Annotated in this window: 14 protein-coding genes, 1 pseudogene and 1 riboswitch; of the genes and pseudogenes, 11 read left to right on the plus strand and 4 right to left on the minus strand. The window is 31.1% G+C overall.

Going from position 1 to position 15,992, the window contains the following annotated elements; genetic code table 11:
• Window positions 1-27: 27 nt before the first annotated feature.
• Window positions 28-879 (minus strand): putative beta-lysine N-acetyltransferase, encoded by an 852-nt coding sequence (ablB, locus tag J418_RS0106405; protein ID WP_017752887.1) that lies wholly within the window; start codon window positions 877-879, stop codon window positions 28-30.
• Window positions 880-997: 118 nt separating this feature from the next.
• A riboswitch (cyclic di-AMP (ydaO/yuaA leader) is annotated at window positions 998-1,128 on the minus strand.
• A 129-nt stretch (window positions 1,129-1,257) separates the two neighbouring features.
• Between ablB and J418_RS0106410 the strand changes: the two genes are divergently transcribed.
• The 6 genes from J418_RS0106410 to J418_RS0106435 all read left to right on the plus strand — a co-directional run bounded on the left by J418_RS0106410 (window position 1,258) and on the right by J418_RS0106435 (window position 6,141).
• Window positions 1,258-1,551, plus strand: coding sequence for a DUF202 domain-containing protein (locus J418_RS0106410; RefSeq protein WP_017752886.1), 294 nt, complete (start codon window positions 1,258-1,260; stop codon window positions 1,549-1,551).
• Between the two features lie 230 nt (window positions 1,552-1,781).
• Complete coding sequence (locus tag J418_RS0106415) at window positions 1,782-2,981, plus strand: S8 family serine peptidase (protein ID WP_017752885.1); 1,200 nt, start codon at window positions 1,782-1,784, stop codon at window positions 2,979-2,981.
• Window positions 2,982-3,161: 180 nt separating this feature from the next.
• A complete protein-coding gene (locus J418_RS0106420; RefSeq protein ID WP_017752884.1) occupies window positions 3,162-3,350 on the plus strand; it encodes a hypothetical protein in 189 nt (62 codons plus the stop codon).
• A 33-nt stretch (window positions 3,351-3,383) separates the two neighbouring features.
• Window positions 3,384-3,779 carry a PH domain-containing protein gene (locus J418_RS0106425; protein WP_017895146.1) on the plus strand — a complete coding sequence of 132 codons (396 nt, stop codon included), beginning with the start codon at window positions 3,384-3,386 and terminating at the stop codon, window positions 3,777-3,779.
• A 251-nt stretch (window positions 3,780-4,030) separates the two neighbouring features.
• A complete protein-coding gene (locus J418_RS0106430) occupies window positions 4,031-5,773 on the plus strand; it encodes an ABC transporter ATP-binding protein (RefSeq protein ID WP_017895147.1) in 1,743 nt (580 codons plus the stop codon).
• 152 nt (window positions 5,774-5,925) lie between these two features.
• A complete protein-coding gene (locus J418_RS0106435; RefSeq protein WP_017752881.1) occupies window positions 5,926-6,141 on the plus strand; it encodes a hypothetical protein in 216 nt (71 codons plus the stop codon).
• Window positions 6,142-6,296: 155 nt separating this feature from the next.
• Here J418_RS0106435 and J418_RS0106440 read toward each other — a convergent pair whose 3' ends face one another.
• Together J418_RS0106440 and J418_RS0106445 are read right to left on the minus strand one after the other, a co-directional pair.
• Window positions 6,297-6,947 (minus strand): EAL and HDOD domain-containing protein, encoded by a 651-nt coding sequence (locus tag J418_RS0106440; protein WP_017752880.1) that lies wholly within the window; start codon window positions 6,945-6,947, stop codon window positions 6,297-6,299.
• A gap of 123 nt (window positions 6,948-7,070) precedes the next feature.
• On the minus strand, window positions 7,071-7,520 hold the full coding sequence (locus J418_RS0106445) for an Lrp/AsnC family transcriptional regulator (protein WP_017895148.1): 450 nt from the start codon (window positions 7,518-7,520) through the stop codon (window positions 7,071-7,073).
• Between the two features lie 146 nt (window positions 7,521-7,666).
• Between J418_RS0106445 and J418_RS0106450 the strand changes: the two genes are divergently transcribed.
• Together J418_RS0106450 and J418_RS0106455 are read left to right on the plus strand one after the other, a co-directional pair.
• Complete coding sequence (locus J418_RS0106450) at window positions 7,667-8,371, plus strand: LrgB family protein (protein WP_017895149.1); 705 nt, start codon at window positions 7,667-7,669, stop codon at window positions 8,369-8,371.
• Window positions 8,372-8,857: 486 nt separating this feature from the next.
• Complete coding sequence (locus J418_RS0106455) at window positions 8,858-10,867, plus strand: FAD-dependent oxidoreductase (protein ID WP_200886077.1); 2,010 nt, start codon at window positions 8,858-8,860, stop codon at window positions 10,865-10,867.
• Window positions 10,868-10,919: 52 nt separating this feature from the next.
• Here J418_RS0106455 and J418_RS0106460 read toward each other — a convergent pair whose 3' ends face one another.
• Window positions 10,920-12,629, minus strand: coding sequence for a methyl-accepting chemotaxis protein (locus J418_RS0106460; RefSeq protein WP_017895151.1), 1,710 nt, complete (start codon window positions 12,627-12,629; stop codon window positions 10,920-10,922).
• Between the two features lie 396 nt (window positions 12,630-13,025).
• Here J418_RS0106460 and J418_RS0106465 point away from each other — a divergent pair, with 396 nt between their 5' ends.
• From J418_RS0106465 to J418_RS0106475, 3 genes and pseudogenes are all read left to right on the plus strand, one after another.
• A complete protein-coding gene (locus J418_RS0106465) occupies window positions 13,026-14,174 on the plus strand; it encodes a double-cubane-cluster-containing anaerobic reductase (RefSeq protein WP_017895152.1) in 1,149 nt (382 codons plus the stop codon).
• Between the two features lie 314 nt (window positions 14,175-14,488).
• Window positions 14,489-15,478 (plus strand): annotated as a pseudogene (locus J418_RS0106470) (2-keto-3-deoxygluconate permease); the annotation flags it as partial.
• Window positions 15,479-15,547: 69 nt separating this feature from the next.
• Window positions 15,548-15,946 carry a cytidine deaminase gene (locus J418_RS0106475; protein WP_017751399.1) on the plus strand — a complete coding sequence of 133 codons (399 nt, stop codon included), beginning with the start codon at window positions 15,548-15,550 and terminating at the stop codon, window positions 15,944-15,946.
• Window positions 15,947-15,992: the final 46 nt, after the last annotated feature.

Raw genomic sequence — 15,992 nt, forward strand, 5'->3', positions numbered from 1 at the left:
AAAATGATATTGAGGACATTTGTAAAATTAATTGTTAAAATCCTTGACCCATATATTCATATCTTCAAATTCTCCATATATATTGCAATTGTTTATCAATCTTCCTCTGAATTTATAGTTGTTTTTACTTAAGGCAAAATTAATGCTCGTACATGTAGCACGTGATAAACTGTATATGCCCATGTATCCCATAGATATCAAGTCTGATTCAAAAGAGGATATAATATTAGATACTACTCCTTTATTTCTATAGTTTGGATGGGTTGCACAGTTTATTAATTCGGCATTTAAATCTTCTTCATTTAAATATGCTGAAGCTGCACTTATAATTTTCCCATTGTATACAGCTGTCTTATACAATATCCTTTTATTCATGTTATCTTTTAAGTATTTCTCGTCAAACAGTGGAGATGGGCATTCGAAAAATACTTTTGAGAAAAGTTCCGACATCTGTTTTGCATCACGTTTTTCCGCATATCTTATATTATATTTTAAAGTAGTATCAGGTACAAAAGTGCTTTCTGCATTTAAACTCTGTATTAAAATTAAATTTTCCATTGAATGCTTGTTATATAGTTTTCTCTTTTTGCTAATAAAATAAGACATACAAAATGCACTTTCACCTTTGAAATAACTGTCTATTTTACCCTCCAGTTTAAATCCTGCTTTAATGAAATTCTTAAATGATGCGGCATCACAATTACAAATAATTTTGCCTAAATGCTGCCTTGAAGCAAAGTGTACCAATCTTTTTATATTTTGAACTGATATATTATGAAAGTCAACTATTTTTGCAAGGCTGTTTACGTAATCCACGTATATTTTTGATTGATTTATTTTAGCATAATAATTATCTGATTTATAATTAGTTAGTATCATTACACTGTTCCCCCTTGCGTGTAATTTATTAATTCCCAAAAATAATAAGCTGCAGAGAGAAGTCTCTGCAGCTCAATTTTAGGTATATTAAAAATAAAATTCATAATTTACATACCAAAAAACTTCTCTTCAACGCTTACGAGATTAGCTGACGGATTCGGATCGAAGAAATTAACCCTACTTGTTTTAATACAAGATTCACCCCAAAAGTGGTTCTCCCGTTCATAATTGATTAAGCGCTTTCAATATTTATTTTTACGGTTTAATACTTGTACATAAACATTATCACGTTAATATATGCATGTCAATTAATTATATGAAAATTTATTGGAAAAATCAATAATATTATGATATAAAGAATTTATGGAGTTGATGTATATGAGTAATTTTTTAAATAGGGATAAAAGGGTCTATAAATTCAATAAAGATGAAATGATATTGAGAGATTTTCTTGCAGTGGACAGAACTCTCCTTGCTAATGAAAGAACCCTACTGGCATACATAAGAACAGGGGTGAGTTTAATTGCTGTAGCAATTACTCTTATAAAATTGTTTGATACCACTTTTACATACGTGGTTGGAATAATTTTTGCAGTTTTAGGTATAAGTGGTATGGTATTTGGTGTATATAGATACAAAAATATAAATGACAAGATGAAAAATATAGTTTAATAAATGTAGTAATATATTTTATGTTGAGATAAACACATGCCAAATTAAAGTATATTTCACATAATTCTCACATAATTTTAAGTGAATTTTAAGGAATGATTTATAAAATCTAAATATATGTAATATTTTATAGGAGAAGGTGATATATATGAGTATCGTAAATTAAAATCAATTATATTATGAAAAATAATACAAATTTAATTTTTTATGATGGGATAGTGATTGATATTATGAAAAAGAAAATACTTTCTCTGTTGGCAGGTATTTTTATAATACTTGGACTTTTTCAAAATGTTAGTGCAAGCACTTATAAAGATCAACTGAAAATGAATACTTCAAGATACATAGTTACAGTATCTTCAAAACAGGATATTAGCAAGATAAAGTCCAGTATTCCTAAGGCTGAGGTAAAGGATCTATCTAATGGACAAGCAGTTGTGTACTCTGAGGATATCTCTAAAAATACACTGAAAAAAGATTTGTCTAAAGTCAAGAATATAAGGAGCATAAGAAATCCAGTCAAAATGAAAATTGATGGATACTCAAGAAAAATGAATGTTAATTCTGCAAGAAGTCTAGAGTGGGATATTCCAGATGTAATGGCAGATAGTGCATGGTCAAATATAAGCCAGAAAAAAACTGTAAAAATAGCTGTAGTTGATACAGGTGTAGATTATAATAATTCACTATTAAAAGGGAAAATTGATGTTTCAGATGGTTATAATTTTATTTCCAACAATTCAAATGCAATGGATGATAGTGGACATGGAACAGGGGTAACTGGGATTATAGCTACAAATTCAAATGTAAAGAGTAAGGATCTTATTGGGGTAACTGGAAATTTAAATGTTGAAATTATTCCTGTGAAAGTACTGGATAGTTCCGGAACAGGTGATTCCGATATAATTGCAGAAGGTATACAATATGCAGCAGACAAGGGTGCAGATATAATAAACCTTAGTTTTGGAGGAAAAGGATTGGCACCTGAGATAGATTCAGCAATACAATATGCAAAATCCAAGGGATCCTTTGTTGTAGCAGCAGCAGGAAATGACAATGCAGATGTAAAAGACTATTCACCTGCATCTAATTCCAATGTATTTACTGTATCGGCTTTAAATATGCGAAATTCAAAATCATATTATTCGAACTACGGTTACAATGTGCAGGGAGCAGCACCAGGGGACAATATTTTAAGTGTGGAACTCAATAATCAATATTATTTTATGACGGGAACGTCAATGGCAGCACCTATAGTATCTTCAGTTGCGGCTATGGTAAAAGCTGCAAATCCGAATTTGAATTCAACCCAGATAGCACAAATACTTGATGAATCAACAGATAAAATTGGTAACCAACATCGAAACATATATTATGGATATGGAAAGATAAATGCAGTAAAGGCTGTAAAACAGGCTGTTGCCAAATAGAATCCAGTCAGGGCAAAAGGGTTTGCCCTGACTTTTTATATACTTGTTTTAATGTTGATATAGTATAAATATCAATAATGTTTTATAACATCAAGCCATAAGTACATAAATTAAATAAATATGATATAATTTTATACAAGTAATTGATATAAATAGTGGAAAATTACAGGAGATGAAAGTATGAAGAGCTCAAAAAAGTGGAAGTTATTGATGGTATCAAGTGTTTGTTTTATAGTTGCAGGCATAATTGGAATAAGCACTAAAAATTATATGGGAATTCTGCTTATATGTTTGGGAATATTTTATATTTGGTTAAGTAGGACTATGTATAAAAATCATGCCTTGAATAAAAGTGAAAAAAACGTATAATCATGGAAAATATATTGGATTGGAGAATATGTTTTGGGGTTATTTATAAAAGAAAAAGATATAGAAGAACATTTGAAGGATAAAGAGTATGATTATGAAAAAGGATGTTCAGTTTTGGCTGATGGGATTACTATAGGATTGCCCGTACCTGCCAATGCCATTTTAAACTTCAGTGATTCTGGAATTTTGGTTATGGGAGTTGACGGTTCAAGAGTAAAATTTGAAGGATTAGACGTCTTTTTTAATAATAAAAATATTAAATTCATTGGATTTAGAAAAAAATTTATGAGTTACAGGCTTCAAATAGAAACGGATATGACAATTGAGGGTTTTGAAAATGTTGATCTGGAATTTAATATAAAAAAAAGGATTGCAGATTGTACATGGCATTCTGCAAATCTTCGTAATGTAATGGCTAAGTATAGCTAATGAGATAAATTTGGTACATTCATAACATTGTAAATAAAGTTATAAAATAAGACTGTTGGAGGATATCCCGCAGTCTTTGCAATCAGACAATTTCTTTAAGTAATTTTGAAAAATAAGCGGCATGGTTTTTTTTTCTTCTATCATCTTCCATAAGTAGTGCAATAGCTTTACACACTATATCCAGCGTGTTATAATAGTCAGTAAAACTTTTTACAGTAAAAATCAATATAGAAAGGATGATAATAAACTTTATGAGTATATTAAAAAAGTTTATACAGTACTACAGACCTTATAAATTCCTTTTTTATATGGATCTGTTCTGTGCTTTAATTGTGTCTTTGGTTGATCTGTCGTTTCCCCTTATTTTGACTTATCTTTCAAGGACTGTATTTACAATGGACAAACATATTATACTTCATTTGATACCTTACATAGGAATAATACTGATTGCCATATATGCAGTTAAATATTTTTGTCAGTATTTTATTGCTTCCTGGGGGCATATTATGGGGGCTAGAATGGAAAACAACATGAGAAAGGATTTATTTTACCATCTTCAAAAGATGCCTTTTTCCTATTATGATGAAAAGAACACGGGACAGATGATGTCAATACTTGTATCAGATCTGTTTGACATATCGGAGCTCGCACATCATGGGCCGGAAAATGTATTTATTTCAGGAGTCAAGATAATAGGTTCATTTATAATATTAACATTTATTAATCCTAAGATGACCATTATACTTTTGGCAGTAACAGTAATTATGGTTATTTTTTCAGTTTATCAAAATAATAGGATGCAGAAAGTATTTATGGATAATAGGCAAAAAATGGGAAATATAAATGCTTCTGTTCAGGACAGCCTTTTGGGAATAAGGATTGTAAAATCATTTGCCAATGAGCGTATTGAAAGGGAAAAGTTTGATAAAAATAATAATGCATACCGTATTTCAAGAGAGCATAGTTACAAGATAATGGGAAGATTTATAGCTGGAAATGCTTTCTTTGAAGGACTTTTATATGTAGTAATACTAGTCACTGGTGCATTTTTTATATCAAAAGGAACTTTGAGAATATCAGACCTTGCAATTTATGCCCTCTACATCAATATATTCATAAATCCTATAGACATACTCATAAATTTTGCAGAACAATTCCAGAAGGGATTTGCAGGATTTAAAAGATTTATAAAGATTGTTGATACTGAACCCAATATAGTTGATAAAAAGGATGCTGTAACTCTTAAAAATGTAAAGGGAAATATAGAATATAAAAATGTTTATTTCAGTTATAATGACCAAAAACAGATACTTGATAATGTGAATTTGAAAATAGATGCTGGTAAAAAAGTAGCATTTGTAGGTCCGTCAGGAGGAGGAAAGACAACTATTTGTTCACTTCTTCCTAGATTTTATGATGTTTCATCTGGATCTGTAATGATAGATGGAATAGATGTAAGGGATATTGCTCTTGAATCACTTAGAAATTCCATTGGAATAGTTCAACAGGATGTATATTTGTTTTCTGGAACTTTAAGGGACAATATAAAGTATGGAAAACCGGAAGCATCTGAAGAAGATGTAATAATAGCAGCCAAGGAAGCCAATATACACGATTATATAATGAGCCTTGATAATGGATATGATACCTATGTTGGAGAAAGAGGAGTCAAGCTTTCTGGTGGGCAGAAACAGAGGATTTCAATTGCAAGGGTATTTCTAGAAAATCCCCCAATTCTCATATTGGATGAGGCAACTTCAGCACTGGATAATGAAAGTGAAAGCTTTATACAGAAATCTCTTGAAAAGCTTGCAAAAAATAGGACAACTATTATAATTGCCCACAGACTCAGTACTATAAGAAATGCAGATGAAATAATAGTTATTGATGATGAAGGAATCAAAGAGAGGGGAAACCATGAAGAACTCCTTGAAAAAGGAGGAACTTATTCCTACTACTATAATATGCAGTTTGAAGGGCTTGATATAAAGTAACATAGTCAGGGGCGGTCTCTATGAAAATTTTTACCATAGAGACCGTTTTTTATTATATTTTATATTCTCAAAAATTTGAACTGTGATATAATATTCACAGATTATATGTTTTATTAAGTTGTAATATAAAATACAAAGGAGAACTTTGAAAAATGCTGAATTTTTTCCATCTTCATATAAGTACAAATCCAGTACATATAGTAATTGGTATAATAGTACTGGCAATTGTTTTAAAATTGCTTGGCAAGATATTTAAAGTCATACTTATGGTAGGAATTATAGCTTTTGTATTGTACAAGTTAAATGAACTGCCAATTGTACATAATGTGCTTAATAATATAGCTAGAATGCTAAATATTCATTTTTAGTTAATTTTGAAGTGTAAAAATCATAATTTTTATATTTATTTAATATAGAACGGATCTACTGAATTGTGAAATTTTGATTTGGAATAATAAATTTTAATAAGATAATTTAAGGTAGCAGGTTGGAATGTTTTTAGAACAGAACACATGCTTTGTTTCTATACAAAATTATATTCTTTTTCCTTAAATAGAACAGGTGTCTTTTCATCTTTTTTACCTGTTACTATTTGTGGTTTACTAAAGAAATATCCTTGAAAGTATGAATATCCAAGAGATAAAGCTTCTTTAAAGTCCTTTGGTGTCTCGATTTTTTCTGCAAGAAATTTAATATTTCCGTTTATAGAATGAATTTTTTTCATAACATTTTTTCTTTCCATATTTTTTGTCATAAAAAAGTCTATTTTTATTATGTCTACAAGTTTGATTAAATCCACGTACTTGATATTGAATACAAAATCATCCAGTGCAAGTACAAATCCATTTTCTTTTAATGATTTACATGAGTCTATAATCTTGTCTGTAGGTTCAATATTTTCCAAAATTTCTATTATAATATTTTCAGGAGAAATAAAAGAACATATATTGGATTCCAATATATTGCCGGTAAAATTTACAAGAGCTTTTTTAGTTCCAACAAGTTTGTTCATGCCTATATTTACAATACTGTTTTGAAGTAGTTCAAGAGTAGCCCTGTCTCCATCTGTAACAGTATATTTATTTTGTTCATAATTATCTCTAAATAATAGTTCATACCCTACTATGTTGCTGAACCTGTCAACAATAGCTTGTTTAGCTACATATACATTCATGTTCAAACTCCTTTTAAATTATAATAACCTTGCTTATATCATTTGCATAATTTATTATTTTATACATAAAATTGCAATAAAAAATTTTAAAAGGAAGTTTTTAAATAAAAAATAGTATATTTGCTATTTAATGTTTGTGTTTTTTGGAATAACGTGGCGATAGGATACAGGAGATTTAAGTACTACAGATGTATTTATATCACCATAAGGAAGTAGTCTGTCTATTAGCAAACTCATATCATCCATGTTGTTTACAGCAGCTTTAATAAAATAATTTATGGGTCCGGTTACTCTATGACACTCTAAAATGTCACCATCCTTTTTTACCATTTGTTCAAATGTTTTAGGTGATACTTTTAAAGAACTCAACTGTACAAACAGTATGATATTTTTACCAATATTCTTTAAGGATATTCTTGCAGTAAACTCTTCAATTATATTCTTCTCTTGAAGCCGTAAAATTCTCTCAGTAATACTTGGCCTGCTGAGGGAAAGCTCTTTTGACAGTGTACTTATAGTCATGCGTGAATTTTTCTGTAAAAGTTCAATTAGTTTAATATCCAGGTTATCCATATAAGCTCCTTGCAAAATAAATATATTTTAAGCAATACTTATTCAAAATATAAATATATTTAAGATAATTTATTCAATATTTAATATAAATTGCCTTATAAGTATTATATCATTAAATAGATGTATTTATAAGGGAGGTTTTTGGGGTGAGAGAATTGATAAGTTCTCCTGTTTTTTCAATTATGCTTTCATTAGTGGCTTTTGAAGCAGGGAGTATCATATATAAAAGAATTAAATTTCCATTGTTTAATCCTGTAATTATTGCCATAGTGGTTGTAATGTTTGTAATTAAATCACTGAACATAAGTGTTGATACATATAATAAGGGTGGAGATATAATAAGCTTTTTTTTGAGCCCGGCTACAGTTATACTTGCGGTACCATTGTATAAAAAGATGAAACTCTTGAAGAAAAACTTACTTCCAATAATGTCAGGTATAATAGCAGGTTCCCTGGCAGGTATATTCTCTACAGTTTTTTTATGCCGACTATTTCACATTTCAAAACAACTGACTTTGTCCATGATACCAAAATCTGTTACAGTGCCAATAAGTATGTCGGTTTCCAAGCAGATAGGAGGCATTCCTGCCATAACCATATTTTCTACAATGTTAGGTGCAATTATTGTAATTGTAATATGTCCATTGATATTTAAAATATTCAAAATCAAAGACAGTATATCAAAAGGAGTTGCACTTGGAACGTCAGCCAATGCACTTGGGACTTCCAAGGCAATGGAGATGGGTGAAACAGAGGGGGCTATGAGTAGTCTATCCATTGGACTTGCAGGAATTGTTGTTGTAATATTTTCTCCTATAATAGTGAAGCTTTTTGGCAATTTTATAAAGTAGATAAAATTTCCAGACCTTTTTTAGGCTGGAGATTTTTTATAATTTTTTTAGTTTTATGACATTTATTTCCCTTAGAGTTTAAAAATATAAATCCATAATCAAGAACATCATTATTGGAAATATAAATGGAACTATTGATGCAATCATAATTTTAAATTTCGGCACTATAAGTTTATAAAGTAGATAAAATAAGAATGAATTCTTCAGATACAACTATTTACATTGAAAGTATTTTGCCAAATAATAATATCAAATCTAACAAAGACAGTAAGTTGCTTTGTCTTAAACTTTATTCACAACCCCAAAATAGTCGGAAACAGTAGTAAACTGAGAATTATAGTAAAATACGGTGAGAAAACGTTTAATATACAATTATTTTGCTGTAAACAATGAATATATGCATAATATAGGCCTTAATGACAATTATAATATAATGATTTAACAAGTATAATTATTAGTGTAAGGTAAAAAATATATGGGGAGGTAATAAAAGTGAAAAACAAATCTTTATTTGAACCTATTAAAATAGGAAAAGTAGAAGTAAAAAACAAAATATCGATGGCCCCTATGGGTGCATTTGGCCTGGTAGACAATGAAGGCTGTTATAATCAGAGAGCTGTAGATTATTATGTAGAAAGAGCTAAAGGCGGCACAGGTCTTATTATAACAAGTATAACTAAAGTTGAAAATGAAATTGATAAAGTTGTACCTGGTGTAATTCCCATTATTTCAATAAATCCGGGAAGATTTATAATGACATCATCTGAAATGACTGAAAGAGTCCATTCCTATGGTTCAAAGATATTTTTGCAGCTCACAATGGGATTTGGAAGAAGCGGAGCTCCTGGAACGCTTCTAACATCACAGCCGGTTTCTGCCTCAAGTGTTCCTAATTACTGGGATCCAACTGTTACATGCAGGGAACTTACCACTTCAGAAGTAGAATGGATAGTTGCGAAGTTCATTCAGGGTGCTGCTATTGCACAAAAAGCAGGATTTGACGGAGTTGAGATACATGCTGTTCACGAGGGATATTTGCTGGACCAGTTTACACTCTCTATATTCAATAGAAGGACAGATAAATACGGAGGAGATTTAAGGGGAAGATTACAGCTGCCTATAGAAATAGTTCAGGGTATAAAGGCTCAAGTTGGCAGTGATTTCCCTGTTGGATTGAGATATAGTGTCAAAAGCTGCATAAAAGACTGGAGGCAGGGTGGACTTCCGGATGAGGATTATGTGGAAAAAGGACGTGATTTGAAAGAGGGACTTGAGTCTGCAAAGATTCTCGAAGCAGCTGGATATGATGAATTAAATACAGATGTTGGAACATATGATGCATGGTACTGGTCACATCCACCTCTTTATCAGAAAGACGGATTGTATCTTCCATATACCAAGGAATTGAAAAAGGTCGTAAAAATTCCTGTTATAGTTGCAGGAAAACTTGGTGTTCCACAAGAAGCTGAAAAAGCTCTTGATGAGGGTGGTGCGGATATGATAGGGCTTGCAAGACCACTTCTTTCAGATGCATACTGGCCTAAAAAGGTACTTTCTGGTCATCCTGAGAGAATTCGTCCCTGTATTGGATGCCATGTAGGCTGCCTTGGCAGGGGATTTGAAGGAAAACCTTTGAGTTGTGCAGTAAATCCAGCTGCAGGAAGAGAACGCTATTATGAGATAAGGCCAGCAGCCATACCAAAGAAAGTGTTGATTGCAGGTGGAGGAGTTGCAGGAATGGAAGCTGCTAGAATGGCTGTGCTTAGAGGTCACAAAGTTACACTTTATGAAAGTACGGATCAACTGGGCGGGGAAATTGTTCCAGGATCAGTACCTGACTTTAAAATAGACGATAGAAGATTGCTGGACTGGTATAGAAATGAAATGAAAGAGCTTAAAATTAATGTGATTTTTAATACAGAGGTAACGGATAAACTTGTAGGGAAGGAACAGCCTGATGTGGTGATTGTTGCAACAGGAGCCAATGATGTCAAGATAAAACTGCCTGGTATAGAAAAAGATAAAGTATCCACAGCTGTGGACATTTTAAATGGAGCTAAAAAGTCAGGAAAGAATGTACTTATTGTAGGAGGAGGTCTTGTTGGATGTGAAACGGCCCTATACCTTGCCAAAGCTGGAAAGAAAGTTGCAATTGTAGAGGCAAAGGATAAAATATTGGATGCAGGAAAGCCAATCCCTCATATGAATAAGATTATGCTCGAAGATCTTATTAAAAAATACAATATAAAAGTTATTACGGGTAACTCGCTGCTTGAGGTAACGGGTGATGGAGCAGTTCTTATAGACAACAAGTTCAAACAGCAGGAAGTATATGCTGACACTATTGTGATTTCTATAGGATTCAAGTCCAATAGAAAATTGTATAACAAGCTTCATGGTAAAGTTACTGATTTATATCTTATTGGAGATGCATATCAGACTGCAAATATAATGGATGCAATTTGGAGCGGAAATGAAATTGGACTTAACTGTTAGATAATTTAACCACCAATTAGTTTATAAGCTAATTGGTGGTTTTAATTCTACATTATATTTTAAACTTTTGTACAAGCTCATTTAGTTTTTGTGCAAGCTCTGCCTGGCTTTGGGCTGTCAGGGCTACCTGATTTACAGCTTGAGTATTTTCATCAATACCTTCCTGTATTTGTGAAGCATTTTCAGAAGCCTGCTGTTGGTTGTCTGACATGTGCTGCATGGCATCACTGACCTGTGCCATTGTAGCATTTAATTCTTCTGACATTGAGGCTATTTCTTCAGATAAACTTTTTATGAAATCAGCATCTTTATAATATTGATTTCCCATATCTTTAAATGCTTCAAATTGTGGATTTACTTCATCGTTTATAAATACTAAAACTTCATTACTACTGTCAGATAAATTTTTGAATGCCTCGTTTACTTTTCCAATAGTGTCCTGAATTGATGATACAGCTGTTGCAGAGTCTTCTGCCAGCTTTCTAACTTCATCTGCAACAACTGCAAATCCCTTACCATGTTCACCGGCTCTTGCAGCTTCAATGGCTGCATTTAATGCAAGAAGATTGGTCTGTTCAGCTATTCCTGCAATAGTATGTGCCATTTCCTTTATATTTTCAACTACTTTACCAGCTTCAATAGCTTCCAGTATTTTTTCTCTTTTGTCTTTATATATTTTTTGGGTATTTTGTATTGCAGAGTTTCCTTTTTGTTGAGCCATTGTAGCTTTTTCTTTAGAGCTATTTGAACTATTGCTGCTGTCTGCAGCTTTTTGAGACAATTCATTTATATTTGAATTGATTTCTTCTACAGATGCAGTTATTTCTTCTATGGAAGAGGTTGTTTCCTCCACTCCTGAGGTTATAACTTTTGCTGAATTATCCATATTTTCCGCTTTTGCTGAAAGTTCTTCTGCTGTTGCAGACAACTCTTCACTAGCACTTCCCATATTTTCGGAGTTTTCCATAATTGATTTTAAAAGGTATACTATATTATTTTGTGCGGTATTTAAAGAAGTACCTGTTTGTCCAAATTCATCAGAACGGGTTGTTTTTATATCCGTTGAAAAATCAAATTGTGCAAAACGATTTGCAAGGTCTTTTATCTTTATAAGGGGATTATGTATATCTCTTGCTATTGCTAGTCCGGACAGTATGGATACGATGAAACTGATTATAATCAATATTGTTACAAATATTAAAGAAGAATTATATTTAGAAATACTTGAATTATAATCATTCTGTGCAAGTTTTAAATTTGTATCTATAAGTTTATCTATTACTGAGAAAAGATCTTTTCTGTATTTTTCACTAGTTTGAAATTCTTTTATTGAACCATTGTAGTCTCCTTTTTGAATCAATTGTATGTAATTTTCCCTGGAGGTTTTCCAGCCTTTTCTATATGTTTCAAATTGCCCAAGTAAATCTTTGTTTTTATTATTTAATGAATTAGAATAACTTGATATAAGTTTGTCGTTTCGATTTATTTGTTCATTAATATTATTAATCAAGCTATTTATCTGGGGCCTATTTTCCTTATTCATCATAACAAGCAAGTCAGACTGTACCCCTAGTAGATTTATTTTGATATCCTTTAGTTCAGTTGTTTCTTTTAAATCCATATTATATAGGGTATCTAAATTCCTTTTTACTACAGTTGTTTTGCTCATGGATACAATACCCACTATACAGGCCAACATTGCTATAATAATAAAAGACATCATTAGTTTTTTGAAGATATTCATATTGGAAAATAATTTCATTGCCTTACCACCTTTTCTTTAGATTTTATATTTTTCACTGAATATATGTTAATTAATTTAGTTCTATATTAATATATACGTATAAAATTTGAATTACTATAATAAAATTTAAAAAAATAGAATATAATGCATTAAAATTACGAATAAATAAGAATTATGTAATTATAGCATCTTAAATTATGAAATTTAAATCAGTATATACATAAGTGCTGATTTTAATTTTTACAAGATAAAATTTAGTTTACTTGAAATATTCAATAAAGTTGATTGTATCAGGCTGAAATAAAAAATATATGCTTGGTTTAATAGAAAATTATTAATATAATATTATAAATGATATAATATAACAAAAAATAAATTCTATAAATACATGAATTTTATTTAGGGAGAGTTTATATGGATATAAAAAAAGAATTACCAGAGATTTTTTCTAGCTTCTCTGAAGCCAGGAAAAATGGATTTATAAAAGCAAAAGAATTAAAAGAAAAAAATAGACCTCTTGTAGGAACATTTTGTTCATATATGCCTCAGGAAATAGCAATGGCGGCTGGAGCTGCTGTAGTTTCACTTTGTTCAACTTCCGATGAAACTATTGAGGAAGCAGAAAATTATCTTCCAAAGAATTTATGCCCTTTAATAAAGAGCAGTTATGGTTTTGCGAAAACGGACAAGTGTCCATATTTTTATTTTTCAGATTTAATTGTAGGAGAAACTACATGTGACGGAAAGAAAAAAATGTATGAGTATCTTGGAGAATTCAAGCCTGTTCATGTTATGCAGCTCCCCAATACACAAATTGGAGAAAACAGTTTTAAACTTTGGAAAGATGAAATTATAAGACTGAAGGAAAAAATTGAAGATATGTTTGACATTGAAATAAAAGGAGAAGACATAAAACAGGCCATATTACTAAAAAATAGAGAAAGACAGGCAATAAAAGATTTTTATTCACTTGGGAAATTGAAACCTTCAGCACTTACGGGTATGGATATTTTAAATGTAGTAAATGGTGCCACCTTTAAATTTAATAAAGAGGAATCTATAGATGAGATATCAGATCTTACTGAAAAGATTATAAAAAGTTATAAGGAAGGAAAAAGATTACCTGAAAAACCCAGAATACTTATAACAGGATGTCCTATAGGAGGCGCGGCAGACAAGGTAGTCAAAGCAGTAGAGAAAAATGGGGCATATGTAGTTGCTTTTGAAAATTGTACTGTTTCAAAGGCAAATGAACTTTTGGTAGATGAAAACAAAGATGTATTTGATGCATTGACTGAAAAATATCTTGCCATAGGATGTTCATGTATGACTCCAAATAAAAACAGGCTGGAAACTTTAAAAAATATGATGAGAGAATACAAGGTAGATGGGGTAATAGATGTCATTCTACAGGCCTGTCATACTTATGCAGTGGAGAGTTTTTCAATAAAGAGATTTGTAAATAGCAATGGTATTCCATATATACCTGTTGAAATTGACTATTCACAGTCAAATTTGGGACAATTAAATACGAGAATAGGTGCTTTTATCGAAATGTTGTAAGAGATTTTAAATCTTAAAATTGACTTTTACTTTGTATTATAAATTATTGGATTATATATAATAATCTATTGTATACTTATAATAAATATACATAATTTAGAAGGGAATGATTGCATGGTCCTTATCGTGACAATTGTTAATTTTGCCATAATAATCGGCATTACAGTCGGCATTATAGTTGTAGTATACAGCCTGATAAAGAGATTTAACAAGTTTACAAACAGGAATATGGAAATTGATAAAAATTGGATAAGATTTTAAAATAACAGCTAGTAAGATTTCCTAGTAAAGTTAGGGAGGAGAAAAAAACGCAATTATTAAAAAGAGTAAACAGGTTTCCTGCAGGAACAATGATTATACCATTATTTGCAGCAGCTATTCTAAATACGTTATGCCCGTCAATTTTGAGAATAGGAAGTTATAGTCAATCCTTAATATCCAATGATGGATTAAATGTAATGATGTTTTTAACCTTGTTGTTTACAGGTACACAAATGAGCATTAGAGATATACCCGAATCCTTGAAACGTGGTGGAAGTCATGTATTATTTAAATATTTGGCAGGTGCCGGAGTTTATCTTGTTATATTTCACTACTTTGGATATAAGGGGATATTTGGAACATGCAGCCTTGCAATTTTATGTGCTTTGACAAATAACAATGGAAGTTTATACATGGGATTGGTACAAAGTTATGGTGACCATGCAGATCTTGTAGCAAGGCCAATATTTAATTTTAATTCAGGCCCTATGCTGTCTTTATTGACTATTGGAATTTCAGGAACCAATACAGTGCATTGGCAGGAATATGTAACTGTTTTATTGCCATTGTGTATAGGAATAATATTATCTACTATTGACAAACAAATTAAATTGGCAACAAAACAGGGTATTTCAATAATACTGCCAATAATGGGATTTGTTTTAGGATCGGATATTGATTTATTTAAAGTTATAACTTCAGGATTTGGTGGAATATTTTTATTTATCATTGTAATTATCGTTACTGGACCAGTTGCATTAATTGTAGATAGGATTTTATTAAAAAGACCAGGTTATGGAGGTATGGCAACAGTATCTGTAGCTGGCAATACAATTGCAGTTCCTGTAATGATAGGGCAAATTGTGCCAAAATTTAGCCCTTATGTAAAATTGGCAACTGTACAGATATCATGTGCAGCTGTTTTATCAGCTATTTTGTGTCCATTTATTGTACGTTGGTTTGCACAACATTTTGGATGTCCAAAATATGAAGAGAATTTTGAAAAAGGTTATGGAGTGAAATTTGTCAACAATGAAAAATAGATAATTTGAAATATAAGTAAAGAAAAAAGCACTATTATTTAATTAATGTGAAAATGGAGGAAGTTGTAATTGGATTATAGTAATTTGGTTTCCAAAGCTTTTGAGGGGAGAAAAAATGCTTATGCACCTTATTCAAATTTTAAAGTTGGAGCAGCGGTACTTACTGAAGATGGAAAGATATATACAGGATGCAATATAGAAAATGCATCATATGGTGCTACAAATTGTGCAGAGAGGACTGCCATATTTAAAGCAATATCAGAAGGACATAAAACTATAGAGGCAATTGCCATAGTTGGCGTAATAAATGACTATACTTATCCCTGTGGAATTTGCAGGCAGGTAATATCAGAGTTTGCATCAGATAATACAAAGATAATTCTAGGTAAGGGTAAAAATGAATATATAGTTAAAACCCTGGATGAAATTTTACCTGGAGCTTTTACTAAAAAAGACCTTGAAAAGTAAATACTATTGCTAAAAAGCATTCTTTTAGGTTATGAAGGAGTGCCTT

Source organism: Clostridium tyrobutyricum DSM 2637 = ATCC 25755 = JCM 11008, assembly GCF_000359585.1.
GTDB lineage: Bacteria > Bacillota > Clostridia > Clostridiales > Clostridiaceae > Clostridium_B > Clostridium_B tyrobutyricum.